Below are 25,618 nucleotides of genomic sequence, written 5' to 3'. Positions count from 1 at the left end.
CTCCTTTCGTTTTAGTCGTCTCAAGCTTGCTGCATGTGTTCTTCATTAGTAAAGTTTGTCTTCAATAAATGGTTTTGATAATGGGCCGAGCTTAAGTTCAGAGGAATCCACGGGGTTTTCCCTTCATTGTACATTTTGAGGAGAAGTGCAGAATCCGCGACACCGCTCCAACCGAGGAAGTACCCCAATAAATAGTCCCTATTTTTTTCACCTGTATAAAAACCTTTGGTTTGTGCATGCTTCAATGCATCAGCCCAATAACCATTAGCCATTTCCAGCAGTCTGATGTCTCCAGTTGATTTGTAGGCGACTAATAGAGACTGGAGAATACCTGCAGCACCGTGACAGACGGAGAGATCTAGAGGTCTCTCGGGAGGGAGCAGAGTTGTTTTTTTAGCCAGATCATAGAAATCCAGCGGCAGCCTAAGGACTTTCGCCATTTCAGCTAGCACCATGAGCAACCCTGCATTCCCGTTGCACCAACCGGTACTGTTCGCTGTAGCCGGAAACTCAAATTGTTTTGTTTGTTCAAACAAAGTAAGGCATGTGTCTCGGTCATCCAGTGCAGCAGCCAGTCTAAATTGGGTCCACAATGTCCCTAAAACTCCATGCGCAATTCCTTGGCTAGGTAAAGGGTCCACCTCATGTTGAGCTTGAATACTCGCTCTCAGCTGAGACAGGACTTGCGGCGACGTTTCTGGAAATGTAGCCAGTACAGCTCCCATGCCTGTAGCTCCGATGAAAACATCTCCCACAGATGCAGGTTCAGCTGCTGCGTTTAGGGCTGCTTCTTCTACTTCTTTCATGCGCGGGGAGTGCGTATTCCGCACAAATTCTAATGAACTTAGTCCCGAAATGATGGACTTCGGACCCGTTGCCAGATGGCTAGAAAACGAGTTGCGCAAACGTTCGATTCCGCGAACAGATTGCTGATACAATTCCGAATAGCGACTGCCTTCATAACCTTCCAGATGATGCGTTAAAAATAAAATGCCCCCGGTATCGTGTAGAGAAATTAACGCGATGGAATCGTAGGAAATGGGAATATCTCCATATACGCCTCCAATCCACCCGGTTTCCGAAACAGTCCCGGGTCCTGGAGTCGTCACTGCAAGATCTGTGAGCAAATCAATAAGTGCACTAGGATCCTCTGGAGTCACTTGGTCCAGCACATCGGTAAACAAAGGCGACATATGCTGGATATCCTGCACTTTGGTATGCTTGGACGCGTGTAGTCTGATTTCAGAAAAACCTTCTGCTATCAGCCTCTGATCCTGAAGTAAATTTTCTTCCGTCAGGCCTTGAAGACGCTTGATAGCTTGTTGTGCAGGAGACAAATCAAAAATTTCTTCTGAAACATACCCTACTGAACGCAGTCTGGTATCATCCAAATGAATAGAAAAGTGGGGAATATCTCCCGCCTTAAGAGACTTTTTCTCTTCCTCAAACGTAGTCAGTGCCAGTTGTGGATCGCGAACAAATTTTGGAGGCTTGAGATAGCCAAGGACCCTATCAATCGCTTGCTCGTCCTTTAAATTTTCTGGGAACAGACAGGCATCTAATAAGAAGTAGTATTGTACGGTAGGCCGGATAACGACCCTTAGCGAACACTCTTTCTCTACGAGCTTTTCGCAGATGCTCTGCCGAACCTCCAGCACCTTTTTGTATCCTAGAGAGTAGCCTTCTAAGAAGTCTCTTTGATAGGGTAGCGGATCTGGTGCTTGGTTATCAGTCAGGGTAATCGGAACAGTAGTGCGGGTCACTGTTATTTTTTCTTTTGCGAGATCGATTGCATCGGTCCCTGGATGTTTCAAAGCAAAGACCATCTCATTGGTCTCTTGTGCATACGGCGTATTGATGGCCCCTATTAGCACTTCATGCGGAAGCGTTAATTGTTTTGCTGGAATAACGGATGTGTTGGCAATGGAACACGTAATCCTTTCTTCCATTAGATCGGGTAAGGTTTGCGTACGTTTATAGCTCGGTTGCAACGTGGTTTCCAAATCCACAAAATACGGAAATACACCTTGAAAAATTATGTTTTCATCATGAAGATCGGTAGCACCCAGACAGCTAAATACTGCTGCACAAAGCCCGAGATTGTAATACGCTTGGGCTATTTCCCTATCTGTTATGGAAGAGTGGTGAATAAACTCCTGCCATCCATATCCGCCTCGGTGAATCGTTTGAGGGATAGGTGCGTGATCGGTGAATTCTTCAAACTTCAAAATATCCGAAAAGACCTCAATCATCACTTCATCAATAGCTAACGAACGCGCCTTGTATAAAACTTTTGTAGTCGTACCAAATTCAAGGCTCAGATTCACTCGTGAGCCATTATGAGGATCTGAATCCAGAGGAATAATGGCTTTTAGTGTGTCGTGCGGCTTAATGAACCCACGTGAAACAAGTAGAGCAGCATCCTGTGAAAGGTGATGGCAAACCTCTTCAACAAAGTCACATGAGTTCCGTACCGCATTGGTCACCATCTGCTTCAAGCACTGGTATTTTTCAAACCAGTCACCCACTACAGTTTCATCTAACTTACTGACATACTCGTCAAATACTTTAGAAGAAGCAGGATCTACTGGATAGCCCTGCTCTTGTCTATAAACGTGAAACTCATAGACAAATGTCTTGTGGCACAGTCTCCATGTATGATAGTGAAGTAGAGAGCGTAAACATTCCGCCGCAGCGCCTTCTGCACTTTCTATTTGATTTTGGGAAGACAAGGTCTTTTTGATCTCAGAAGTCGTCTTTTTTAGTTCATCTGAAAAGTAATTTGCTACCGCATCCACTAGCTTCTCTGCTACTAACTGCATACTAAACTCTCCTTCTTGAGCTCTGTACTGAACAGTTGTGCGTACAAGCCCTTTTTATCAAGTAATTCTTCATGATTACCCACTTCAATAATGGCTCCTTTATCAAGGACTACAATACGGTCTGCATTTTGAATCGTAGCAAAGCGATGCGCTATAACTACTTTTGTACAAGGAATGGCAGATAGTGCTTCGTAGACAATAGATTGCGAAATATTATCCAAAGAGGACGTTGCCTCATCCATCACCAGAAGTTTTGGAGTCTGCAACAAGATTCGTGCTATGTGGATCCGTTGCCTCTGCCCTCCTGATAGATTGGCACCTGTCTCGGATATAACCGTATTGTAGCCCATCGGGAAACTCTTGATGAATTCTAGAAAACCTAGAGAGTCACAATAATCACGTATCTCTTCTTCGGAACGTTTGCACCCTAACATCAGATTTTCCATAATCGTCCGGTTGTGAAGATGGGCTTCTTGAGGAATATAACTAATAGACTCCCGCAGCGTATCAAGATTGTAATCGTGGTAATCTTTACCGCCGAACTCAATAGCTCCACTGGTTGGTTCAAACAAACTGCTGATGACTTTCCCTAACGTCGTCTTCCCAGAACCCGAGACACCCACAAGGGCAATCGTCTCACCATCTGCAATATCAAGTGAAATATCGTGAATAGCGGGAGCATCATCTGCTGTATAGCTAAAGCTCAAGTTTTTAATAGAGAGAGCTCCATTCTCCATACGTTCTGAATGAGGACGAGACTGTTCTTGAGGATATTCAAAAATATCTTCTGCTAAAACGATATAACGCATGGCCACCATCAGTTCAGAAGCGGTTGTGAAAATTGAATTCATATAAATAAACAGGAGTGAAACGATAGCTTGGACTGCTACGGCCTGTCCAAGGGTCAAGACCCCCATTTCAGCTAAATAGATACTGGTTACCAAGAGAATCAACGGAGCAAAGACTTGAATTCCTGACAACACTGCTCCGATAATGCCTTGCTGGATATGCATTCGTCTGCTCGTAGCATCCAGATAGCGTTTGAAGCGTTTTTTCCAGTCCGATATGTAGGATTGGACGTAGCCACCGAGCTTTACACTGTTAATGGACACGACAGCATCCAACTGGATACTTTGTGCATTGGTTCCTTCATGCAATTCTTTATCCGTCGCAGCATTGACATAGGACTGTCCGATGATCAAGAAACTAAACGTCGCTCCAATAAAGACGAGAACCATCGCTCCGAGTAAAGGAGAGATCCAAAAAATATAGCCAAGGATTGCCACACTGCTTATCAAATCCAAGAAGGCTTGAACCAGCGTAGTTCCCAGAACATGCTGAATACGAGTTAATGAATTGAGTCTATAAATAATTTCTCCTGGTGCCCTCACCGTGAAGTATTTAGCTGCAAGTGACAAGACCCTTGTAAATGCGCCTCCAATCAGGTGCCAGCTAAACCGGTAAGTAAGCTTGATAGAGAAAAACGTTCTGAGTGAGTTCAGCCCCATCATGAGAACCATCGCTAAAACAATGGCTCCTAATGTGCTAGCAAAAGACTTCACGTCTCCTAATCCGTTATCTATCAGATACTGAGTAAACAAAGGAATAGATAAGGTCATTCCAACCAAAAGAATACTCAGCAATGCAATCTTCACATAGAGTTGCATCATATCAGACGGCCAAATATAGGCTTTTTTCCATCTATCGAGTGGCTGTGTTTTCCGTTTTTTAAAGTCTGCACCTGGCTTTGCTAATAGCACGTAATCATCGAAGTTTTCAAGAAATTCTTCTTGAGGAATTTTCACCCTTCCAATGGAAGGATCCATGATGATTACTTCATTCTCGGTATAAGATTCTATACAAATGAAGTGGTAGCCTTTCCAAAAAGCAATTACGGGGAATTCAATCAAAGTAAATGCTCTTGCGTCCTTTATTCGATAGGTTTTTGCGTCCATACCAAAGTGACCAAGTAGTTCCTTTAATTTCTGCAAACCAAGTCCGTCTCGTCCCGGCTCTTTAATTTGTCTAAGTTCTGTTATGGAGATCTCATACTTATAAGCTTCTAGAATTGTACGCACACAACAAAGTCCGCACTCAGACTGCGCGAGCTGCAAAGTAGGTTTGAGCTTTATCGTTTTCATAAGTCTCACACTTTCCCTTTAGTTACGAAATGTTAAAGGGGAGGTTTGAATACTAGGCTCTAAGGATCTGCATAGATGCAATAACGCCCCTGCCTTCCCAGCCATCAAACCAGGGCTAAGCGGATAGCGCCCCTTCCCATTCTTATAGTAAGTAAAGATATATTCTGGAGAACAAAATGTGGACTTCATCCCTGCTAAAATATCTGCTGTCTCAATCGGGAAAAGTTCACTTACATACTCTAATGCCTCTACAATTCCTAGACTGCCATGACATAGGACAGGTACTCGGGAGACAGGAATTCGTTTTAACTGATCAAGTATGTTTACTACGGACTCTCTTGGTAGGATTGCAGCCTTATAAGCTTCATAATAAGCAATTAGAAGTCCCGACAACCCATTGCACCAGGAAGAGGAGATGTTTCTAGTACCGTCTTCTTTATAAATCTCAATAATGCCCTCTTTATTGGTATAGCTTGTCTGAATCATCCGGTCGATTGTCTGAACAAGTTCTATTCCGTCCTTATTTTCTTGTCGTTGATTGACTAAAGAGAAGAACCACACTAGCTGACCCAAACCATGCGTAAGACCTGAAGTAATCTCTGTCCCTGGATCATTTAGTTTTGCTTGTGCCATAGTAGTGGCTGTACGAAGGACATCTTCACTCAGCATAAAATCCGTTTGTGTTTGATAGCGCATGGCGATGGAACTGCTCTTTCCTGTAATCATGTCAAAGAACTGTGGATCTTCCATAGAAAGAGACTGATGAAGAAGCGGCCAAGCTTCAACTGCTGCAGTTTTCCATTCGTCGTTGTGAATGAAATTCCCGGCAGCGTAGAGTGTCCATAGAAGACCGGAGACTCCTGAAAATCCACCAATTCCTGATAACAGGACATTTCTGAGTTCAAAGCTCTTGTCACTCAAAATTTTTGCCGATTTATCAAAAATATCTGCAGAGACACTTTGAGCGTCTTTATCATTTAAGAGCTCCCCTGCAATTGTCAGGGCAAGTGCGGGGCCAACCCTTCCGTTATATAAGTCATATCCTAAAACTCCTGGTGTCCATCCTTGACCTCCGTGACGTGCAACGGGACCAACCCATGTTTTTGGTAAATGCGCATAACGATCGTCCAAACTCGTTCTTGTAATCGAGTTCGAGAACCACTGAATGATTTCTTTGTGCCTCTTATCGTTAAAATCTTTTACCGTATTCACCATGAATTTATTATTTTCAGGTTCAATAGATTCTGATTCTTCAAGTTGTAATTCCCCATCTGCGTGAGGATCCGCCAACTTTGCAACAAAAGCTAACCGAATCAGATTCGTTTGTGTTGTTAAATCTTCCATAGTCAGGTTTTGCATTTTGGATAGGAATTGAGCTTCTGGACTAGCTGGAACGTGAGAAATCTTTTTGTTACCAGCGTAAACATCGGTCCCTTTAAAGTGGATTGAGAAATAAGGAATATCCCCATTCCATAATTGTTCACATTCCGATACCACTAGGTTCGTATCACTCGAAACACTTAAAATTGCGGTCCGAGAAAGTAGAGTATGTGCTGTTTGTAAATTTCTTGAAGGTTCTGCATCTGATAGAATGCGTAAAATTTGCTCGTACCTGTAAGTCATATTATGTATGTAGCGGAATTTCACATCGGAAAACGATGAAGTCACTGCTTGAGTAAACTTTTCTTTATTAGGAAGAAGCTGCATAAACAGTTCGGTGAATCCGTTGATGATTGCGTCGCATCTCTCATGGATTTGGGCCTCAAACTCTGGATCGTTAGAAAGCGTATTGTCAATGATTTGAGGTTTCCAAACCACCCGAATTTCTGAGGTGAAACCATCTCGGATTTCAAAAGTTTTGAAAGGACTCACGCTTCTTTGATCTCGAATTCCTGTAAATCCAACATCTACCGAGCCTTTTCCACCTTTAGTAGTTAGAGAAATAGGAAGTACACCTGTCCCGTACACGGATTTTTCTAGCGCATGGTATGCACTTCTCTTTGATTCCGTCGTTCCAACTCGAATACGTGAAGGATGAAAGAGTGTTTCTAAATCAATAGGTAGAGGCCCTTTATTTGTCCATAGAATGTTGCTGTAGTGCATGTCTATCGCATTCAGTAAGTACATTAAACACGCCAGACGCCCCGCCTGAAACATATCCATGTTCTCTTCATTTGTCTCGACGAAGCTTGTGAACCCATAGTCTCCACAATCTACAACCTGTAAGCAAGGCATCTCTGGAGTAATGATTGTATTAATCTCTTGAATGAACTTTGTATAACCCAATTCACCTGAAACAGATCGCGGTTTGAATACCAGTTTTTCACCTAACTCGAAAGTGATGATTGCCACTGAAGTTCCATTGTTATGAGTGTCTCCCCCAGATTCAATGGAAAGAATGCGGCTCGTCTTTGGGATGCCCAATTCTATTTCTATTTCATCTCGATGCTTCTGGGTCAGGTTGATCATGTCAACTAGAGCAGTCGCTCGATTTGTTAATAGATTGTTGCAGCGTCCCCATCCGACGGCATATGTAGTTGAGAACTTAGCAAATTGTGTACTCATCATCTCCTCAATGTACTGTTGATAGGCCAGTTTCGGATCCATTGAGGTATCCGTCTCAGATTTGATGTCTTCAGCAAAAGAGCGAATTAAGTAGGAGAAAGCTATCTGCGAGAATAACTCACAGATAGCAGCTTTAAAAGGTTCAGGATTCACTAAATTGTCTTCTAGACTCGAGTCCCATGCATCTCCCAGTGCACGTTTTGCAATCATCCTACAAGGGTTGTGAAAGGGATACGATTCTTGGGCATCGAGGCTGTTCAAGTCATTGATTTTGTAATCATTAGGCACCTTCAATTCATCTATGTAAGTGAGAATCGGTGCGATATGCTTATCGAAATCTGACGGTTCAAGTTCGGGATAAAACTGCTTCTTGTAGGTAATCATTTAGTATCTCCTTCTTAGCAGGCGCGAGTACACGCAGTAGTAGGACATGAATTAGCTGAAATGTATCCAGTGATTGCTGTGATTACGATTGTAGGTGTAGCTCCACCCGCTACCTCATCGTCAGTTAATGCCAGCATATCGGATTCTAGGTAACGCCCTAGCTCCAATTCTTTTTCTGAGTTTTCATGAATGGACTTGTTATGCATCGTGATCTCTCCTCATCCCTAAAATGTGTGATTATTTACACCAAGACATACACTCGTGAGTTGCTGTGCACCAGTTACCGTTATTTCCCCAGTAATCGCTTAGAGAAAATGTATTTGTAGTACATGCACCAAATACATCATCATCAAACTGCTGATCTGCAACTTCTTCAAACCAAGTCACTTGCTCTTGCTTCAAAAGTTCGTTTTTCATGAAAGTCCCTCCTTCCCTAGAAAGTGGCAAATCTGCCTTGCCCAAGTAAAAATTAGCACGTCGAGAAATTAAGGGTCAACGTAAACTTCAGAATTATTAGAATTTTAATACGCTAAAAAATCAAAGTTTACTTTACTTTTGAATAAGTTTACTTTATGCTGACTTTAAAGAGGTGAGGGATATGAAGAGTGATTTTGGCGATTCGATTTCAAATAAAGTCTATGAACATCGAGTACTTGCCAAGTTGACGCAGGCAGAATTAGCCAAGGCAGTAGGGGTTTCCAAGCAAACGATTTTTGTAATGGAAAAAGGAAATTATGTCCCTTCTTTACTGCTCGCATTTCGCATAGCTGATTTCTTCAAAGTCAATATCAACGAGATCTTTACGTATGTGAAAGGAACTGATGGACATGATGGCTGAGAACACACAATTATTGATTTTTTCTTCTGTAACGACTTGGGCCGAGAGTTCAAACAGCAATTGGAACACTTTATTAATGGGAAGTTTGCTATTTTTACTGATTGGTGCCGCTCTTGTAACTGTGTATTACTACAAAATTGGAAAACCGGATGAACGAACGAATTCTATTTATTTGAAAAGCACGTTCATTATGTTGGGAGCCATTATACTGGGTGATTTCATCCTTCCAAAAGAGGAAACGTGGACGATTGTCTTTCTAGTGAAATACGGGATAGCTTTCTTTGCTTGTGGAATCTATTTAGCTCTGCAATACCACAAAGATTTTTCAAACTAATTCGTACAACTTAAGGGGGAAATGGGAATGATCATTGATTCAATTACTAAAAAGTACAAGCAGCAAGTAGTGTTGAATGGGTTATCGTTTGATTTTAAACAAGGGGAAATTATTGGATTGGTCGGAAAGAATGGGGCAGGTAAAAGTACGCTAATGAAGATTATCGCTCAAACGGTTCAGAACTTTGATGGTTCGATCAAAGAAACACAAAACGTGGGGTATTTGATCGAAGAACCAAAGCTTTTTGGAAAAAAAACAGGTCTTGCTCATTTGAATTACTTCTCAGCTATCTATGGAAACAAGTTTCACCGAAATGAATACGAGGAGTTATTAAAAGGTCTTCAGCTTTCAGGGGTTTTGAACAGAAAGGTTCGAGAGTATTCTTTAGGAATGAAACAGAAATTAGGAATTGTAATTAGTTTACTAAATAATCCTAGCTATGTGATTCTTGATGAACCGACTAACGGAATGGATATTGAAACATCTATTGAGGTCCTACAGCAGCTGAAGAAGATGGCGAAAGAAAGAAATATTGGGATACTCATTTCCAGCCATAAGCTAGAAGATATTGAAAGTGTGTGCAGTCGCGTGTTGTTCTTAGAAGATGGAGTGATTCAAGAGGAACAACAAGTCAGTGATCAAAACCACTACCTAGTAAAGCTTGTATTTGACACACCTACTGAATTGGCTACATTCCAAAAACATCAAGAATTTGGAACAATTCTGCGTTCTAGCGACACTTCTGTCGAACTTGAAACTACAACAAATACAGCGGATGTGTTTCAATTCGTAAATAAGTTAGGCATTCGTCTGAATGATTTTACGACGGAAAAGAAAACGCTTCGCAATGTCTACATGAACAAAATGGGAGGTGCCAAACATGGTGCTTAATATCAAAAGTTACGTCAATTATAACTTGAGTGAACTCTTTAAGAATGGCTTTCTGATTATCGGAATCTTATGTGCACTGGCACCGGCTGTCTTGGTCAGCTACTTGATTTTGTCGGATGCTGTTGCCTTCAACATTAAGCATGTCTCGAATTTCTTCTGTATGCTGGGGATGCTTGCAGCAGTCCTCCATCCCCTGTATCTGGTCAATCGAGATTATGCTTCTAAGACCATCACGCTGATCAACAACTCGCAAAAAAATCGGGTGAATTATGTTGTGGCGAACGTAGTGATCGCATTCTTTGTCAGTCTGTTTTATGCATCCATCGGCGCACTGTTACTGATTGTGGCTAAACAGTTGGGGGTTCCTGGAGAGCTCGAAGCTAGTTTCTTGTTTGGCTTTTTAGTCAACGTGTTTCTGCTAGTGATGACATTCTTCTTATTCGGCTACTTGCTGATTTTGTTTGGGATGAAGAGTGGCGCAATCTATACGATTTTGACAGCAATGCTACTGTTCTTCCATAACATTTTAGGCAATATTGTTTACAATTCTGAGAATACGATTCTGACGGGCATTATCGAAAACTTCCCAGGTTACTTTTATCCTGTGATGGTCGGCTCCAACCCATTATCGCCGCTTCAGTATTCGATTGGTGTTGTCACACTTCTTGTCCTCTTGTTCTTAGTTGTTCGTAAGAGTAAGAAGATTGAGTTTTGAGTTATTGCATACAAAAAGAGAAGGCCACTGGACCTTCTCTTTTTTATATTTCTCTTATTAACTCTCTTTCTGTCTTCCAAAGCGAGCGACTTTCTTTAAATAAAATGCGCCACCCACTACTATCGCAAAACCTAGCAGTTTGTAGCTAAAGTTTTTCAAGAAATCGCCTTCGACTGTGATGGAGAAAAAGAAGAAGCCTAGTGCAATGATTAATACGCCGATGATAAAATGGATAGCTTTCAAAGAACCACGCCTCCTGAGAATTTAAAAATTATTGAGGAAGTGCATCACATTATTCCCCTACCTGTATCGTGCTCCCACCCATCTCCTCGATAGTGATGGGCATCTCTACCTCTTGATCATGCACTAGGTAAATGATCTTACCGGTACTTTTAAATGTATAAAGCAGCGCTTCGAACCCACTGACAATTACCTTTTTCGTCTCTGGGTGCGCCGAGCCGACAGTTGTTCCGATAGTACTCGCCCAGTCCAGCATCTCTGGACCGAATGACAGCGAGTTGACCGCTTTCCAGCCATACTCGACCTTGTCCACCCGGGTTACCGACATCCACCCTTCCTCATGGTATGCGACTGGCTCATGAAATACATAGACCGAATCTTCTAATCCCATGATTTCAATAACGTAGACCGGATTTTCTCCCATATATTTTTGGAATGCCCTTTCTGGAGTCGACGACGCCTCTGCCATCCCCGACTGGTCGTACCACAAGAACGCTGCCAGTCCAATTACCACCACGATGATAAATAGCACGCTGCTTCTCTCCACTACGTCACCCCTTTTTTACAGAATACCAAATTCCTACCATCGCAGATAGTCTGTTTTGTTCCACGATTGGCTCAAGAAATTCTGTACTTCTTCCTATCAAGCGATATGATGAAATTAGTACCAACAAAGGGGGCATGACTATGACAACACCTATTTTTCATATCGATCATCCATCTACTGAAGAAGCACAAGACGTAATGGACTTGGTGGCGCTCTGCGATATCGAGGCAATCGGCGAACCGGACATCTCCCTGTCCGATGTTCTCGACCTATGGCAAGCCGTCGACATCGAGACGGACGTCTTTGTGGCACGTTCCGATGATACTAAACTAGTGGGCTATGCATTTGTTGAGCAAACGGGCGCGAACCGCTTGGATTCATGTGTATTTGTACACCCTGAGTTCAAAGGGCTAGGGATTGGGAGTTCCCTTCTTGCCCAAGTCGAACAACGTGCTTTGCAAATCACGAAGGATCTACCCGGTCCTCAGCGTCTGATGAACCAGCTGCCATTTACAAACCTGGCTGCTCGGGAGCTTGTGGAGTCTGCAGGGTACACGTTCAGCCGGCTCTATGAGCGTATGAAGATTGAACTCGATGCTCTACCTGAACTCTTTGAACTTCCGTCTCGCTTTACCATCCAACCGTTTCGTCCGGGTATGGATGCGCATACGTTGTTTGAGACGTACAATGAGACCTTTAAGGATTCTTGGGGGTATGCAGAGAAAGAGGAAGCTACGTGGCTGGCACAGAAGACAGGCGAGGGATTTGATCCAAGCCTGTGGTTTTTGGTGTGGGATGGCACCACAGCAGCTGGTTTTCTCATGGGACGTTTGGAAGAGGACGGGCTGTTCATTGACTTGCTGGGGGTGAAGCGGGAGTACCGCAAGCACGGAATCGGGAAAGCACTGCTGCTCCGTGCGTTCCATGAAGCGTATCAGCGTAACGAACGTACTGTCATTTTGTATGTGGACAGCGACAGCTTGACGAATGCTAACCGGTTGTACCGCTCCGTTGGTATGACACCTCATTCGCAGACCGCGGTTTACGAGAAGGTAGTAAAATACGCCAGTCCGAATTAGGGGCTGGCGTTTTCTAGTGGTCTAGTTACTTGAGGTGAAATGTATAGTAATCCTGAGCATGATGCACGCGGAACCCAACGGATTCATAGAGGCGCAAGGCGTTGGCGTTCGTCGCTTCGACTTCAAGATGCACGGTGTAACCTGCTTCTGACTGTTCTTTTACAATGCGGCGGAGCACCTGGCGTCCGGTTCCTTTCCCTTGGTGCTCTGGCAAGATGGCAAAGCCGTAGACCCACGCCTGGCCATACTCTCGCTTCACCCGCACTTTGCCGACCGGCTCCTCTTCTACTTCGATCATCCATAGGTCAGTGTCAGGCTCGTTCGTAATGCGACCTTCTGTTGCGAGCGAATCTTCTCGTGTCAGCCCAAAAACTTCGATATCCAGTCGTGTACGAAGCTCAAGATCCTTGTCTTCTGCTTTTCGTAAGGTAAAGCCTGTCCCGTCTTCGAGACATCCCGGATGCCACTGCATCTGATGCTCGGAAAACGCGTAGCTAGCACCTTGTTTATTAAGGAACTGCTTTGCTGCTTCGGAACTCGCTGGTGCGTTCAGTAATACTTTCGTGAAGCCGAGCTCTTTGACAGTTGCCATCGCTTCTGTAAACAGTTTGGTGAAATGCCCTTTTCGCCGTTCTGATGGTTTGACCATGCCGGTCACCTCGACCGTGGAGCCAAATCCATACAGACCGAGAAATGCGACGAGCTCTCCCTCTTCATAATGAAAGAAATCCATCCTGTCATGCTCTCGCGTCTCGAGCATCTCCCAATTCAGTTTCATCTCGAGCTTGTCGTGTGCTTCGACTTCCTTTTGCAAGGCTTTGATTGCTTCGAGTTCCTCAATCGTTCGCATGCAACGTCTCCTCCTTCGGCATCCAGCGGTCTTGCACTACCTGTAGCACCAGGTTCTCGCGTTCGATATAGAAGTTAAGGAACGGATTAATCGGTACTGCTTCATTAGCTTGAATGGCTTCTTTAGGTGTCGTCCATACGGCGTGGAAGCCGTGATCGATTTCATCTTCTGTCAGTGCGAGCGGTTGGGTAGCATCTGATTTAAGAATCACGAGATAATACGGGGACGTCTGGTAGTACCAAGCGTCCGTCAGATAAATATCAGGATGCGCCTGGATGACTGTTCCAGCGAGACCTGCTATCACAAAATCGGTATACCCGGTCTCTTCCCGAATTTCTCGCGCTAGAGCCGTGACCTCGTCTTCGCCTTCTTCCATCCCTCCTCCGGGAAACTTGTAGTCTCCTCGATTGGACTTCATCATTAAAAGTTTGTTGTCTTTTACTAAAATCGCTCGGACACCCGTGCATTTAATGGTTTTCATATCTTCAGGAACCTGGTCTCCAAGTCGTATAGAGAATGGTGCGTGTAAGTGTGAGTGCATTCAGATGCATCCTTTCGGGCTGTATGTTGTGACCTGGTCTCAAGTTCCACGGGGAACAACTGAATCAGTTTGGCTGGTGTGTCAGGTTCAAGATTTTAACGAGCTGTTCGTTCATATGTTGTGCCGATTCTTTGAAGTCGTGACGGTACCAGTGGAAGATCATGCCGATGATGGCGTTCGCTTGATAGGCACAGTACATCTCGCGGTCGACCTCCGGATGATCCCAAGACGTCGCATGGTCATTCAGGAACAGCTTCTGGATCTCCTCGAACAACAGGTAGTAATAGAGCAGCGGGACATTTTGTGAGAATACGATGGAATAGAAAGGCTGGTACTTCTCGATGTGATGGAAGATACGGATGGTTGATGGATCGAGTTCAGATGTCTTTAACACAGACACATGCCGATACGGTTCCTCGTAGGACTTTGCGAGGTCGGCCGTGATTTCCCGGAAGTACTCTTCGAATACGTCGCCGATTTGTTGGTAATGAAGATAAAACGTTCCCCTGTTGACGTTTGCCAACTGGCAGATTTCCGTAATTGTAATCTTCTCGAGCGACTTTTCTTTGAGTAAAGTGACGAGTGCTTTATGAAGAGCGTCTTTCGTCTTGATAACGCGAAGATCGGTCTTCCCCATAATTTTCTCTCCTTTCTATACAAAGAAGGATAAAAGTGTTCAGTAGTGAACACTTTCTTATTTTTTGATTATTGCGACACTTTATAGGACTTAGTATACTTTTTATTGAACAAGTGTTCAATAAGAAATGCCAATTCATTGAAGGAGGCCGCAATTATGCGACTACAAGACAAAGTAGCCATCGTAACAGGCGCCGCATCAGGTATGGGAAAGGCCATTGCAGAAGCGTATGCCAAGCAAGGTGCTAAAGTGGTAGTTTCAGATCTTAATGGAGAAGGAGCAGAAGCCGTAGCAGCTGGTATTAAAGAAGCCGGCGGTGACGCGTTCGCCATCCAGACGAACGTGGCGGAATCTGCAGATCTTGACAAGCTGTTCGAGGAAACTGTGAAGGTTTATGGCCATCTCGATATCCTCGTAAACAACGCGGGCATCATGGACGGCATGGAGCCTGTCGGTGAAATCGAAGATGCCCGCTGGGACCGTGTGTTTGCGGTCAATACAACAGCGGTCATGCGCGCCTCACGTCTAGCAGTGAATCATTTCTTAGAACGCGGACAAGGGGTCATTATCAATAATATTTCAGTCGGCGGTCTCTACGGTGCCCGTGCAGGTGCTGCCTACGTGGCATCGAAGCATGCCGTCGTCGGTCTGACAAAAAACACAGCTTTCATGTATGCGAACAAAAATATTCGCTGTAACGGAATTGCTCCTGGTGGCGTGGAGACGAATATCGGCTCCTCTATGACGAGTCTCAGTGAATACGGAATGGGCCGTCAGCAATTAGGGATGGCTATCAACCCGCGTATGGGACAGCCGGAAGAGATCGCGCAGCTTGCCGTGTTCCTCGGCTCCGATGAATCAAGCTTTGTGAACGGACAAGTCATTGCGGCAGACAGTGGCTGGACGGCATATTAATTAGTAGTGCGTGTAACCAAACTCCGATAGATCGGGGTTTGGTTTTTTTAGTAAGGGGTTGTGTATTTAGGGGTTGGGGGTGGTTTGTGCCCCTAGCATGCTGGTTTGTGCCCTAAGCAAAGTTCTCTCCATAAAAAGAGCATCGAACCGAAATCGGTCGATGCTCTCCCTGTTATTCCCCTGATTGCCGGTCGTAGTTCCGGAAAACCATACTGTTTCCACGAATCATCCCGAACTTTTCATAGTACGCGACCAAATCGTCGTCGCACGCCAGGTCAATCATATACAGATGGCGCAGTTCTGCAAACATTCGCTTTACAAGCTCCGTCCCGATTCCTTGTCCTTTATAGGAAGGAATCACCTCTAAGAATGGGATGTAGGCAGACAACACGCCGTCACTGACAGCTGTGATGAAACCTACCACCCTCCGCGTTTCCGGATCAGTCGCCACAACCACATGACTGCTACCTTGAATCAGTTTGATGTGCGTCTCCGCACTCGGCGGATTCGGCCAGCCGTCGAAAAAGTCCTGCAATTGATCGGCAGTGATATCGTTTATATGGGTTTGATAGTTCATAAAGAGTCTCTCCTTTTCAATTACTCTTGAAAACGAGAACTTCTCAATTATAGAGCAACATTATGAACATCCTTTCTGATCCTGAACTCTTGCTTCCCCTTATCGTACCATAGTTCCTAGCAACCTTGTCTGCTCCCCTACACTAAACAACTTGAGCTCATGCATCGCCCGTGTGCACACCGTATAGAACGTCCGGCGTAAAGCCTCATCTCCGTATACCGCATCACTCGCGTTGTAGACAATGACCGCTTCGTACTCCATGCCTTTTGCAAGGTACGACGGGATGATGACAACACCTTGTTCGGCAACAGTCGATGTGGTCGTGATCAACTTCGCTCCACAAGTTTGCCCCAACGCCGCATGCGCTTCTTCACTTTCCTTTGCAGATAGACAGATAATGGCGATGTGCTCGTGTCCTGCTTGTTGAAATTCGTGAACTTGCTTCTCAATCGCTTGGTGAAGCCCTCGTTGATCCGCCACTTGTGTCAGAGTCGGCTCGTTCCCATGACGTTCGAACGGAACAATCGCGTCTCCATTTGGAATCAATCGCTTCGTGAACTCGACGATTTCTTTTGTCGAGCGATAACTGCGTCCGAGATAATACGCGCGTGTCTCGTCATTCGGATAAAGACTTGCGATGTCTCCAAAGTCCGAACTGTGACGGGCGTGTGCAAAAATCGCCTGGTTAAAGTCGCCGAGGATGGTCAACTGGGCGTTCGGGTAGAGCTGACGGATGACGGCAAACTGGAACGGCGAATAGTCCTGCGCTTCATCGATCACGACATGACGAATCGAACGGTTCGCCTCCACTCCTAAGAGCTGTTGCTTCAAATAGACATAAGGCGTTGCATCTTCATACAGCAGGTGGTCTCCCTGCGACTGCTCCTCTTCTGCAAAAAGTTTTCGGTACGTGCTTGCCACATCCACAAACCCAAATTCTCGAATGCGTTTCAGGACCGGCTGGAGCTGTTGCTGGATGACAAATTTGGCGAGTCGCTGGGGGGTCATGTCATAGTCAGCAGATGCCGCACGCGAGAGTCCCGCTCGCTTGGCAAGAATCTGGTGCGCCTTGTGGTACTGCTCATTGGTCATCAAGTCCATCTTATGCTGCACCCAGTCTTCTTTCCATTCGCCTTTTAGACGTTGCTTCACCACGTTCACCAAGTCTTCTGCAAGAGCCTCTAATCGGTTCGGTATCGATTGAGACGAAGGTTCATTGTAAAACCTGTCGGCAATCTCATCCGCACTTAGGAAGACCTCCCCTCGAAAGCGAATCGGTCGGAACTGTAGTCCCGACTCTTTCAAATGGTCAATGTAGTCGGTCATGCGCTGCAAAAAGTCCGCAGACGCTTTCCATTCGATAGCTTCAAGACGAGACGTATAGTTCGGTGCAGCCTGTTGTGTATAAATAAACTCGAGTTGATCAAACGGTGTCTCTGCCGTAAATTCTGGCTGCAGATGTTCATTCAGATACTGCTGGAACGTCGTCTGGCGCATGTTCTCTTCCCCGAGTTCCGGCAACACGTTGGCCACGTAATGCGCAAAAAGCTGATTCGGTGAGAACAGCAGGATCTGATCGCTCGTCAGCGTGTTGCGGTAGTGATACAGAAGGTACGCAATACGTTGCATGGCCACAGACGTCTTGCCACTTCCTGCTGCCCCGTGCACGATCAGCACCCGACTGCCGTCATGGCGCACGACCTGATTCTGCTCCTGCTGGATGGTCGCTACTATAGACCCCATCTGATCGTTGGTGCCATGTGCGAGCACTTGCTGCAGGATTTCGTCACCAATCGTGAGTCCCGTATCGAACATCGCCACGAGCTGCCCGTTCTTAATCACATATTGCCATTTCTTTTCGAGTTTTCCGGTTACGGTGCCACTTGGCGTCTGGTACATGGCCGATCCCGGTTGGTAGTCATAGTAAACACTTGAGATCGGTGCCCGCCAGTCATATACGTAAAATCCATCACTTGCATCGTCTCGTAACGTCGAGATGCCGATATAGACAACTTCCGTCCCCTCTTCTCCGTCCTCTTTAAAATCAATTCGGCCAAAGTACGGTTTGTCTTGCATACGGTTCAACACTTCTAGGCGTTTGGAGGCCTGTCCGTGCAGTGTTTGGCGGACTGCCAACTCTTGCGCTTCTTGACGAAGCCCGATAATCGTCTCGAGGTAATCGTCAAAGGAATCTGTGTTGACTCGCACTTCATCCCAAAATTCACGGCGAATCCGAATCACTTCTTCTTTCAATCGAGACGCATCTCCGTCTAGCAGAAATCGCTCCTTCGCAATGGCCTCTTGCACCTGTTGTAACCACTTGGATTCTTGCTTCAGCTGCTGCTCCATCCAATCGCCCCTTTTCTCGAGTGAAAATGCTTGACACTTGCAAAATGTATATAGTATGATTAATGTAAGGAAATCTTTATACATTTATTATTCAAGCGCATCTCTCTAATTTTATCATAGAGGTGCGCTTTTGTCATGTATGATACTATCAGAGTAATCACACAATTTTAGGAGGATGATCATGGAACTTGGACTTTCTCAAAAAGTAGCGCTGATCACAGGTGGCAGTAAAGGAATCGGTTTCCAGACTGCCCTAGACCTATCTCACGAAGGTACTTCTGTAGCTATCGTCGCTCGCAATGAAGAAGCACTGCAACAAGCTAAGCAACAAATTCTTGAAGCAACTGGTAAAGAAGTACTCACTATCTCAGCAGACGTGTCGCAAGAAAGCGAATGCCAGCGTGCAGTCGAAGAAACTGTTGCTCATTTTGGCAGTCTACATATTCTCGTCAACAACGCCGGTACTGCAGCAGCCCGTTCGTTCGAAGATGTAGACGGCGAAGCATGGCAGAATGACCTCGATTTGAAGCTCGGAGGTACGATCCACTGTTCACGTTATGCGATTCCACATATGAAACAACAAGGCGGTGGTGCTATCGTCAACTTGACAGCGGTCGTGGCTAAGACGCCTCCTGCAAGCAGTTTACCTTCATCTGTCAGTCGTTCAGCAGGCCTTGCATTGACGCAAGCCATGAGCAAAGACCTCGGCAAGCACAACATTCGTGTCAACGCTGTCTGTATCGGACTGATTCGCAGTGACCAGATCGAAAAGATGTGGCAAAAACAGCGTCCAGACCTGACGTGGGATGAGTTCTCACATGAGACAGGTAAGACGATTCCACTCGGTCGTATAGGAGATACACACGAGGCTTCTAACGTCATCACATTCCTGGTATCTGACGCGGCATCTTACGTTACAGGTACGTCTGTCAACATTGATGGTGGTTCCGGAAACGCCTTGTAAACATGTAAACCTCGCTTCCCTTTTTTAACGGAAAGCGAGGTTTTTGCGTTCTATTCGATTGGTTCAACCGCATCTATCAGGAGCGTTTCTAACTCATGTTGATGCCGCTTAGACTCCTCTTCAGACCAGTTGAAACGGTCAGCTAAGTAGTTCTGCACAGCTAGTTTCTGCTCTCTTACCCAGTCGATATGGAAGAACAGAGCACCGGTTCTGCGCACAAAGAAGTCAGCAGGTGTGTAGACGAGTTCTTCCGTTATTCCGTACTCCAGCATGGCATACGTCAGTGGATCCAGCTCTGCTGCTGGTGCTTCCGTATATAAAGTAAACAATTTCTCTACATTCGAGCCGTAACGCTGGATCAAAAGTTCCGCTTCGTTTGGTGCGATGCGTAGTTCCGCTGCCCGTTTCAGCTGCTGTTGCTTGAAGGCCCGGAAGCCCGCTGAACCGCCGACGTCTCCTCCTGAAAGCGGCAAATGTTGCGTCTTGGTTTTCGTTGCAGGCCGCCCCTGCACTTGTAGGACTCGATCGACGATCTGCTCTGCCATCTTGCGGTATCCCGTCAGTTTTCCTCCTGCTATAGAAAGAAGCCCGCTCTCGGAGTCAAACACCTCGTCCTTACGCGAGATTTCAGATGGCGACTTGCCGTCTTCATGAATAAGCGGCCGTACCCCTGACCAGGTAGATTCCACCTCGTTCTCCGTCAATTTCAGATCGGGGAACTGATAACGGATGGCCGCGAGCACATAGTCGACATCCTCTTTTGTCAGTGTTGGGTGCGTCGGATCTTCTTTATAGACGGTATCCGTCGTTCCAACATACGTCTTCCCATCACGAGGAATAGCAAAAATCATACGGCCATCTTCCCCATCAAAATAGATGGCCTGGCGCAGTGGAAACTGTTGCTGATCAAACACTAGATGAATCCCTTTTGTCAGTAGGAGCGACTTCCCAGTCCGAGACCCGTCTGCTTCTCGAAGTGTATCAACCCATGGCCCTGCTGCATTGACGACTGTCGTAGCACGTGCCTCAAAAGCTGTCCGATTCAGTTGATCTTGTAGATGCACTCCCACAATCTTTCCTTGTTCATAAATAAACGAGTTCACTTTGACATAGTTAATCGCTAGTGCTCCTAGTTCTACAGCTTTTTTCATCACTTCCATCGTCAAGCGTGCATCGTCCGTCTTGTATTCTACGTAGTATCCTGCGCCCTTTAACCCTTCTTTTTTCAAAAGAGGCTCTCTCGTAAGGGCTTCTTCAACTGAGAGCATTTTACGGCGTTCTGCTTTTTTCACTCCTGCCAAGAAGTCATAAACGCGAAGCCCTACATTTGTGCTGAGAGGACCAAACGTACCGCCTTTATAGAATGGCAGCATCATCCACTCGGGAGTGGTCACATGTGGTCCGTTCTCATACACGATTTCACGTTCTTTCCCTACCTCCGCGACAATTTTGATTTCAAATTGTTTGAGATAGCGTAAGCCCCCGTGGACGAGCTTCGTCGATCGGCTTGACGTCCCTGCAGCAAAGTCTTGCATCTCGACTAAAGCCACACGCAACCCTCGACTCACCGCATCCAGTGCAATACCGGCACCTGTAATGCCACCTCCTATCACGAGTAGATCCCAAGTCTCCGACTCTAATCTTTGTTTGACCTCTTGTCGTTGTAGATTTGAAAATGTCATTATGTTCTCTCCCTTGTAGGGAACGAAAAAAAGAGACCACAAATCGCCTTTTATCCTGTAGATAAAAGGGATGCGGTCTCTCCGTTCTCGGTCCGATAGATTAACTTGTCTTTAGTATACCATGTTGAGCCTTGCGCTTCTATTGAGGCGACTTTCCTCAGTTTGGATTTTTATAGGATCGTGTCGCTGCCACAGCCTGCTTCCATCCAGAATATAACTGCTCTCTCTTTGCTTCCGGTAGTTGCTCCTCGAAGGTCCGGTCTATTTGACGACGCTCTGCGATTTCTTGCTTGTCTGTCCAGAATCCAATCGCAAGACCGGCTAAGAATGCTGCTCCAAGCGCAGTTGTCTCATTTCCTGACGGTCGCTCAACGGGAACTCCTAAAATGTCGCTTTGGAACTGAAGTAAGAAGTCATTTTTGACGGCTCCACCATCGACTCGCAAGGAGGAAATGGCAAGTGTCGAATCCGTCATCATCGCTTCTAGGACGTCTCTTGTCTGATAGGCCAGAGACTCTAGCGTCGCGCGTATAAAGTGTTCCTTTGTCGTGCCGCGTGTCAAACCAAAGATAGCACCACGGGCTTCACTGTCCCAATAGGGCGTACCAAGCCCAACAAACGCCGGCACCATGTACATACCCTCAGTCGAATCCACTCGCTTGGCATAGTTCTCGCTGTCCATCGCGTGATCGATCATGCGAAGACCGTCACGCAGCCACTGAATCGCAGAGCCAGCTACAAAAACGCTGCCTTCTAAGGCATAGTCGACCTTTCCGTCCATTCCCCAAGCAATCGTCGTCAGCAAGCCATGCGTAGAACGAACGCGGTCTTGTCCCGTGTTCATCAACATGAAGCTGCCTGTCCCGAACGTACTCTTCGCCATTCCTTCTTCAAAGCACGCTTGACCGAATAGGGCTGCCTGCTGATCTCCTGCCATCCCGGCAATCGGTACCTCTAGTCCAAAGAAGTGATAATCCTGTGTATAGGCGTAGATTTCAGAGGACGAACGAACCTCTGGCAGCATATTTTTGGGAATCGTAAATAGCTCAAGGAGCTCATCGTCCCATTCCAGGGTCGTGATATCAAACAGCAACGTCCGAGAGGCATTGGAATAATCGGTTACATGGACTTTTCCTCCGGATAGCTTGTAGACGAGCCATGTGTCCATCGTGCCGAATAGCAGATCTCCCTCATTTGCTAGCTCCCGAGCACCGGGTACTTCCTCTAAAATCCACTGAATCTTTGTAGCTGAGAAGTAAGGATCGATTAACAACCCGGTCTTCTCTCGAATCAGATCTTCATGACCCTGTTCCCGAAGCTTCCGACAGATGTCCTCCGATTGACGGGATTGCCAGACAATCGCTTTATAAATGGGCTGTCCTGTCTTCTTGTTCCAGACCACCGTCGTCTCGCGCTGATTGGTGATGCCAATTCCTTCGATTTGCCGAGGCTGGATGCCAGCTTTCCGAATCACTTCTGCAATACACGATTGCACCGAATTCCAAATCTCAACAGCATCATGTTCCACCCAGCCTGGTTTCGGAAAGTGTTGCTCAAATTCTTGTTGCGCCACTTCCACAATCTGTCCCTGTTTGTTAACTAGTACAGCACGAGAGCTCGTGGTCCCTTGGTCGAGTGCCAACATAAACCGTTCCATAGTAGTACCTCCAGTAAGTTGCAAATAAAAAGTGAGAAGGGATGGCCCCTCTCACTCTTTATCAGGTATTAAAATACAGTGTAAAGAGCCGTATTTGCTAGTGTAATCATAGTCAAAAGCAAGGTATTTAAGAATGTCCCGACATACACGTTTCCAGTTCTACGGTAGAAATAGCGATTAAAGATGGCCGCTACCGTCAGCATCGGCACTAGTCCGATGACGATGATAGAAGATAACGACTCCGCTGGATAGCCAGCCGTTCCTGTCGCAAATAATAAACCGTAATGGTAGGCCAAGTACAGTAAGAGGCCTCCGATAAAGTGGACGATCGAGACTGCATATCCCTTCCAACCGTTGAAGCGCTCAGAAGATGTATTGATGTTGATAGATAAACCTACGATGAAGTAGTAAATCAAGAATAGCGGCGCGTAACGGAACAATGCCCAAACGTGCTGGTCTTCGAATGTCTTCACCGCTACCGTCCACAGACGGAAATCGACTTTCCAAATCGCGTCTACTAGGTACAAGATTCCGTAACCGATCACGATAGCTACAACAGCTGAAGCTAGCGCTGCCAAGATCGTCTTGATACCCGCTTTAAAGCCGTAATCTGCTAGACGGGCACCGCGCTCTTGACGAGATACGAAATGATAGCCAATCAAGATAAGCAGAGTCACGATAGCTACATTGATAGCCCAGTAAGCAATCGGATTTACTGTTGGAGCACCAAAGAATTCTGTTGTTTCAAAGAAACGAGCCTGTTCACGCAAGTAGAAGTACTGCACGATACTTACTAGCAAGACAAGTCCCGCCCCAAGCTTCACGTTTTTCGCAGCACCTTTTACGAATCCTGCAATTAAGATGATGGCAGATAGTGCAATAGTAATTAAACTGATTTGTCGAAGTAAACGCATACCGGATTCATCTCCGCTGTAAAGAGCAGCGAAGAACAGTGCCGGATACAAGATACCGACAGCAAGTAATACAAGTCCTGTAAGCTTTTCGCCTGATGTCTGTGGAGCGGGTAATGTATTTGCCTTATCTGTAACAGCCCATTTGAAGAACGGCAACTGTGTAAGAAGGCGAATGACTGGAATGAACAGCAAGAAGAAGCCAATCAAAGCCACGAACGAGAACCATTCTTTCCACATCCAGCTCTGACCATCTTCGCCATTCGTCACAACGTCTCCATACTCTTCAAACGCCATGTCATAAAAATCGATGGCATACGCAGTAGAAGTTTGAGAGAAATGGTTCCAAGGGTGCGTCTCGTTCGGCTGGTAAATAACACGCATGCCGCCATTGACGTCATACACTTCATTCGCATTTGCCGTCTCAAGACCACCTAAGAACCCAAGCCCTTCCGGTGTGGATACGTAATCTTTCTTCACAACAGATTTCCCAGCTGCAGCCGCTTCTGCGTTGAAGAAGAACTCGTCATAGTTTCCTGCAATCTTCCCAGAAGGACGAGGACCGTATGAATCGTTGATTTGCTCATCTGTATATCCAAGCGCTTTGACCCATTGATAGTCCGAGCCCATCGTCAGGGAGCTGTGAATCTTACGAACACCTGAAGACTGGAAGTCCATTTCATCTAACATCACAGCATGTGTTGTCGAGAACCCACCCATCGAGTGACCCGAGACAGCGATGATTCCATTACCGTCTGCATCTTTCAATACATACTCTTGCTCATACATATACTGAACGGCATCATAAATGGCTTGTGGCCAGAAAGAGAAGAATGGAATCGGCTTCTCTTGTGTATTTGTTGAATGACCATGATCGTATTGGTCTAAGGCTAGTACGACATAGCCTCGTTTGGCCATCTCAATCACTTGAGCATCTTGCATTTCTCCAGAGTTTAAATATCCGTGTGTCGCAATAAGTGTCGGTCTTGCTTCTTCATCTGCGCCATCAGGCTTGTAGAGAAGACCGGACAGTTCGCCGCGCTCTGTTTCAAAATAAATTCGAGAGACATCGACGTCTCCCCCTGCGCTGTTAAAGGATGAAGCCACTAAACTTCCCACTAAAATAAGAACAAGTGCAACAGCTAGTAAAATGAATGATTTCTTGTTGTTCTTCATGTCCAATCCCCTTTGTAAGTAGTTTCAAGCAAAAAAAATGTGGTCACCCCTTTCTCTGTAAGACCATAAAAAAAGACACACGAAATCACTTTGGTTAGTTCCAAAGTACTTCATGTGTCTCGAGATCTCATCACATTTGATTAACTTACGACCAAGTATATAGCTCCATGAAAGCGGTGTCAATAATTGTTTGAAAATTTTTACGATACTTACCACAAATTTGTGTTAGAGGTAGTGACAATGGATGCACCGTGAGCCAGAGCACGGTCTACGTCATCTTGACTCTTAATAAGTCCACCTGCAATCACCTTGATCCCTGTCTTTTCTTTTACTTCTTGCAGAACTTCCGGAATGACTCCGGGCAGGACCTCAATATAATCCGGTTGAATCTTTTGGCAAGCACGCAAGTTGTGATCTAATGCTACACTATCAAGTGCAAACAATCGTTGAATTCCAATGATATTGCGCTTTTTTACAAAGCTGATCACACTGGAACGCGTAGAAATGATACCGTTGACTTTCACATTATTAATCAAGTATTCCAGTCCGTACTCATCCACCTTTAATCCTTGAATCAAATCCGCATGCATAAACACTTCCTTGCCGTGTTTTTTTGCATGTTTGACGACATTCTCTACTTGAGACAACCTCGATTCTAAAAGGATGATCTGCTGATGGTCTGATTTTAACGCTAACTCAAAATCTTTCATATTTCGAATGGCTGGTATGACTTTATTACACATAGTGTCCCCTCCGCTAAGCTCAACTTTTTCTCTATTTTGCGGAAGTCGAAATAAAATTAC

The 25,618-nt window shown here is 45.5% G+C and carries 23 protein-coding genes; 7 read left to right on the top strand and 16 right to left on the bottom strand.

All coding sequences use genetic code 11. The features are described from left to right. Window positions 1-20: 20 nt before the first annotated feature. Genes lanM (CQS04_RS09640) through CQS04_RS09620 form a run of 5 tightly spaced genes read right to left on the bottom strand, consistent with a single transcriptional unit; the run spans window position 21 to window position 8,329 of the window. Window positions 21-2,822, bottom strand: coding sequence for a type 2 lanthipeptide synthetase LanM (gene lanM / locus CQS04_RS09640; RefSeq protein ID WP_100353947.1), 2,802 nt, complete (start codon window positions 2,820-2,822; stop codon window positions 21-23). Further along, window positions 2,813-4,963: a peptidase domain-containing ABC transporter gene (locus CQS04_RS09635; protein WP_100353946.1), complete on the bottom strand. Its 2,151-nt coding sequence runs from the start codon at window positions 4,961-4,963 to the stop codon at window positions 2,813-2,815. Before CQS04_RS09635 ends, lanM (CQS04_RS09640) begins: the two co-directional genes overlap by 10 nt. An 18-nt stretch (window positions 4,964-4,981) precedes the next feature. Next, window positions 4,982-7,912: a type 2 lanthipeptide synthetase LanM gene (gene lanM, locus CQS04_RS09630; protein WP_100353945.1), complete on the bottom strand. Its 2,931-nt coding sequence runs from the start codon at window positions 7,910-7,912 to the stop codon at window positions 4,982-4,984. Between the two features lie 14 nt (window positions 7,913-7,926). Further along, on the bottom strand, window positions 7,927-8,118 hold the full coding sequence (locus tag CQS04_RS09625; protein ID WP_100353944.1) for a class II lanthipeptide, LchA2/BrtA2 family: 192 nt from the start codon (window positions 8,116-8,118) through the stop codon (window positions 7,927-7,929). Between the two features lie 31 nt (window positions 8,119-8,149). After that, window positions 8,150-8,329, bottom strand: coding sequence for a plantaricin C family lantibiotic (locus CQS04_RS09620; protein ID WP_100353943.1), 180 nt, complete (start codon window positions 8,327-8,329; stop codon window positions 8,150-8,152). A 181-nt stretch (window positions 8,330-8,510) separates the two neighbouring features. Between CQS04_RS09620 and CQS04_RS09615 the strand changes: the two genes are divergently transcribed. The 4 genes from CQS04_RS09615 to CQS04_RS09600 are packed head-to-tail and all read left to right on the top strand — an operon-like array spanning window position 8,511 to window position 10,690. Further along, the gene (locus tag CQS04_RS09615) at window positions 8,511-8,750 is read left to right on the top strand and encodes a helix-turn-helix transcriptional regulator (RefSeq protein ID WP_100353942.1); all 240 of its coding nucleotides are present in this window, start codon (window positions 8,511-8,513) and stop codon (window positions 8,748-8,750) included. Beyond that, entirely contained in the window at window positions 8,743-9,084 is a 342-nt protein-coding gene (locus CQS04_RS09610; protein ID WP_245858796.1) for a DUF2178 domain-containing protein, read from the top strand. Before CQS04_RS09615 ends, CQS04_RS09610 begins: the two co-directional genes overlap by 8 nt. Before the next feature lie 27 nt (window positions 9,085-9,111). Continuing rightward, on the top strand, window positions 9,112-9,975 hold the full coding sequence (locus CQS04_RS09605; protein WP_100353940.1) for an ABC transporter ATP-binding protein: 864 nt from the start codon (window positions 9,112-9,114) through the stop codon (window positions 9,973-9,975). Beyond that, the gene (locus CQS04_RS09600; RefSeq protein ID WP_100353939.1) at window positions 9,965-10,690 is read left to right on the top strand and encodes an ABC transporter permease; all 726 of its coding nucleotides are present in this window, start codon (window positions 9,965-9,967) and stop codon (window positions 10,688-10,690) included. Before CQS04_RS09605 ends, CQS04_RS09600 begins: the two co-directional genes overlap by 11 nt. Before the next feature lie 57 nt (window positions 10,691-10,747). Here CQS04_RS09600 and CQS04_RS09595 read toward each other — a convergent pair whose 3' ends face one another. Together CQS04_RS09595 and CQS04_RS09590 are read right to left on the bottom strand one after the other, a co-directional pair. After that, on the bottom strand, window positions 10,748-10,933 hold the full coding sequence (locus tag CQS04_RS09595; protein WP_100353938.1) for a hypothetical protein: 186 nt from the start codon (window positions 10,931-10,933) through the stop codon (window positions 10,748-10,750). Window positions 10,934-10,982: 49 nt separating this feature from the next. Continuing rightward, window positions 10,983-11,462: a hypothetical protein gene (locus CQS04_RS09590; RefSeq protein WP_100353937.1), complete on the bottom strand. Its 480-nt coding sequence runs from the start codon at window positions 11,460-11,462 to the stop codon at window positions 10,983-10,985. Between the two features lie 155 nt (window positions 11,463-11,617). Here CQS04_RS09590 and CQS04_RS09585 point away from each other — a divergent pair, with 155 nt between their 5' ends. After that, window positions 11,618-12,556, top strand: coding sequence for a GNAT family N-acetyltransferase (locus CQS04_RS09585; protein WP_165775508.1), 939 nt, complete (start codon window positions 11,618-11,620; stop codon window positions 12,554-12,556). Between the two features lie 25 nt (window positions 12,557-12,581). Here the strand turns inward: CQS04_RS09585 and CQS04_RS09580 are convergent, their stop codons facing one another. From CQS04_RS09580 to CQS04_RS09570, 3 genes are all read right to left on the bottom strand, one after another. Continuing rightward, entirely contained in the window at window positions 12,582-13,406 is an 825-nt protein-coding gene (locus tag CQS04_RS09580; RefSeq protein WP_100353935.1) for a GNAT family N-acetyltransferase, read from the bottom strand. After that, a complete protein-coding gene (locus CQS04_RS09575) occupies window positions 13,393-13,947 on the bottom strand; it encodes an NUDIX domain-containing protein (protein WP_133118820.1) in 555 nt (184 codons plus the stop codon). The genes CQS04_RS09580 and CQS04_RS09575 overlap by 14 nt, the downstream gene beginning before the upstream one ends. Window positions 13,948-14,011: 64 nt before the next feature. Beyond that, window positions 14,012-14,584: a TetR/AcrR family transcriptional regulator gene (locus CQS04_RS09570; protein ID WP_100353934.1), complete on the bottom strand. Its 573-nt coding sequence runs from the start codon at window positions 14,582-14,584 to the stop codon at window positions 14,012-14,014. A 156-nt stretch (window positions 14,585-14,740) separates the two neighbouring features. Between CQS04_RS09570 and CQS04_RS09565 the strand changes: the two genes are divergently transcribed. Continuing rightward, the gene (locus CQS04_RS09565) at window positions 14,741-15,499 is read left to right on the top strand and encodes an SDR family oxidoreductase (protein ID WP_100353933.1); all 759 of its coding nucleotides are present in this window, start codon (window positions 14,741-14,743) and stop codon (window positions 15,497-15,499) included. Between the two features lie 172 nt (window positions 15,500-15,671). Here CQS04_RS09565 and CQS04_RS09560 read toward each other — a convergent pair whose 3' ends face one another. Beyond that, window positions 15,672-16,076, bottom strand: coding sequence for a GNAT family N-acetyltransferase (locus CQS04_RS09560; protein ID WP_100353932.1), 405 nt, complete (start codon window positions 16,074-16,076; stop codon window positions 15,672-15,674). Window positions 16,077-16,175: 99 nt separating this feature from the next. Next, window positions 16,176-18,425 (bottom strand): RNA polymerase recycling motor HelD, encoded by a 2,250-nt coding sequence (helD, locus tag CQS04_RS09555; protein ID WP_100353931.1) that lies wholly within the window; start codon window positions 18,423-18,425, stop codon window positions 16,176-16,178. Between the two features lie 181 nt (window positions 18,426-18,606). Between helD and CQS04_RS09550 the strand changes: the two genes are divergently transcribed. Further along, window positions 18,607-19,389 (top strand): SDR family NAD(P)-dependent oxidoreductase, encoded by a 783-nt coding sequence (locus CQS04_RS09550; protein ID WP_100353930.1) that lies wholly within the window; start codon window positions 18,607-18,609, stop codon window positions 19,387-19,389. Window positions 19,390-19,439: 50 nt separating this feature from the next. On the opposite strand, the gene CQS04_RS09545 is transcribed toward CQS04_RS09550, so the two are convergent. The 4 genes from CQS04_RS09545 to CQS04_RS09530 form a co-directional block, all read right to left on the bottom strand. Continuing rightward, window positions 19,440-21,071, bottom strand: a complete 1,632-nt coding sequence (locus tag CQS04_RS09545) for a glycerol-3-phosphate dehydrogenase/oxidase (protein ID WP_100353929.1) — start codon at window positions 21,069-21,071, stop codon at window positions 19,440-19,442. Window positions 21,072-21,228: 157 nt separating this feature from the next. Beyond that, window positions 21,229-22,728 carry a glycerol kinase GlpK gene (gene glpK / locus CQS04_RS09540; protein WP_100353928.1) on the bottom strand — a complete coding sequence of 500 codons (1,500 nt, stop codon included), beginning with the start codon at window positions 22,726-22,728 and terminating at the stop codon, window positions 21,229-21,231. Window positions 22,729-22,796: 68 nt separating this feature from the next. Beyond that, window positions 22,797-24,815, bottom strand: a complete 2,019-nt coding sequence (locus tag CQS04_RS09535; protein WP_100353927.1) for an alpha/beta fold hydrolase — start codon at window positions 24,813-24,815, stop codon at window positions 22,797-22,799. Between the two features lie 209 nt (window positions 24,816-25,024). Then, entirely contained in the window at window positions 25,025-25,558 is a 534-nt protein-coding gene (locus CQS04_RS09530) for a glycerol-3-phosphate responsive antiterminator (RefSeq protein WP_100353926.1), read from the bottom strand. Between the last annotated feature and the right edge of the window lie 60 nt (window positions 25,559-25,618).

Source organism: Chryseomicrobium excrementi, assembly GCF_002798305.1.
Classification (GTDB): Bacteria; Bacillota; Bacilli; order Bacillales_A; family Planococcaceae; genus Chryseomicrobium; species Chryseomicrobium excrementi.
The sequence above is the reverse complement of the archived record's forward strand: the minus strand, read 5'-3'. Positions and strand labels throughout refer to the sequence as shown.

Coding starts and splice junctions, on each gene's coding strand:
- CQS04_RS09580 (WP_100353935.1), bottom strand. CDS start 13,406: ATGCGAACGATTGAGGAACTCGAAGCAATCAAAGCCTTGCAAAAGGAA.
- CQS04_RS09545 (WP_100353929.1), bottom strand. CDS start 21,071: ATGACATTTTCAAATCTACAACGACAAGAGGTCAAACAAAGATTAGAG.
- CQS04_RS09600 (WP_100353939.1), top strand. CDS start 9,965: ATGGTGCTTAATATCAAAAGTTACGTCAATTATAACTTGAGTGAACTC.
- CQS04_RS09585 (WP_165775508.1), top strand. CDS start 11,618: ATGACAACACCTATTTTTCATATCGATCATCCATCTACTGAAGAAGCA.
- lanM (WP_100353947.1), bottom strand. CDS start 2,822: ATGCAGTTAGTAGCAGAGAAGCTAGTGGATGCGGTAGCAAATTACTTT.
- helD (WP_100353931.1), bottom strand. CDS start 18,425: ATGGAGCAGCAGCTGAAGCAAGAATCCAAGTGGTTACAACAGGTGCAA.
- CQS04_RS09635 (WP_100353946.1), bottom strand. CDS start 4,963: ATGAAAACGATAAAGCTCAAACCTACTTTGCAGCTCGCGCAGTCTGAG.
- CQS04_RS09565 (WP_100353933.1), top strand. CDS start 14,741: ATGCGACTACAAGACAAAGTAGCCATCGTAACAGGCGCCGCATCAGGT.
- CQS04_RS09575 (WP_133118820.1), bottom strand. CDS start 13,947: ATGCACTCACACTTACACGCACCATTCTCTATACGACTTGGAGACCAG.
- CQS04_RS09530 (WP_100353926.1), bottom strand. CDS start 25,558: ATGTGTAATAAAGTCATACCAGCCATTCGAAATATGAAAGATTTTGAG.
- lanM (WP_100353945.1), bottom strand. CDS start 7,912: ATGATTACCTACAAGAAGCAGTTTTATCCCGAACTTGAACCGTCAGAT.
- CQS04_RS09570 (WP_100353934.1), bottom strand. CDS start 14,584: ATGGGGAAGACCGATCTTCGCGTTATCAAGACGAAAGACGCTCTTCAT.
- glpK (WP_100353928.1), bottom strand. CDS start 22,728: ATGGAACGGTTTATGTTGGCACTCGACCAAGGGACCACGAGCTCTCGT.
- CQS04_RS09535 (WP_100353927.1), bottom strand. CDS start 24,815: ATGAAGAACAACAAGAAATCATTCATTTTACTAGCTGTTGCACTTGTT.
- CQS04_RS09625 (WP_100353944.1), bottom strand. CDS start 8,118: ATGCATAACAAGTCCATTCATGAAAACTCAGAAAAAGAATTGGAGCTA.
- CQS04_RS09560 (WP_100353932.1), bottom strand. CDS start 16,076: ATGAACTATCAAACCCATATAAACGATATCACTGCCGATCAATTGCAG.
- CQS04_RS09620 (WP_100353943.1), bottom strand. CDS start 8,329: ATGAAAAACGAACTTTTGAAGCAAGAGCAAGTGACTTGGTTTGAAGAA.
- CQS04_RS09550 (WP_100353930.1), top strand. CDS start 18,607: ATGGAACTTGGACTTTCTCAAAAAGTAGCGCTGATCACAGGTGGCAGT.
- CQS04_RS09615 (WP_100353942.1), top strand. CDS start 8,511: ATGAAGAGTGATTTTGGCGATTCGATTTCAAATAAAGTCTATGAACAT.
- CQS04_RS09610 (WP_245858796.1), top strand. CDS start 8,743: ATGGCTGAGAACACACAATTATTGATTTTTTCTTCTGTAACGACTTGG.
- CQS04_RS09605 (WP_100353940.1), top strand. CDS start 9,112: ATGATCATTGATTCAATTACTAAAAAGTACAAGCAGCAAGTAGTGTTG.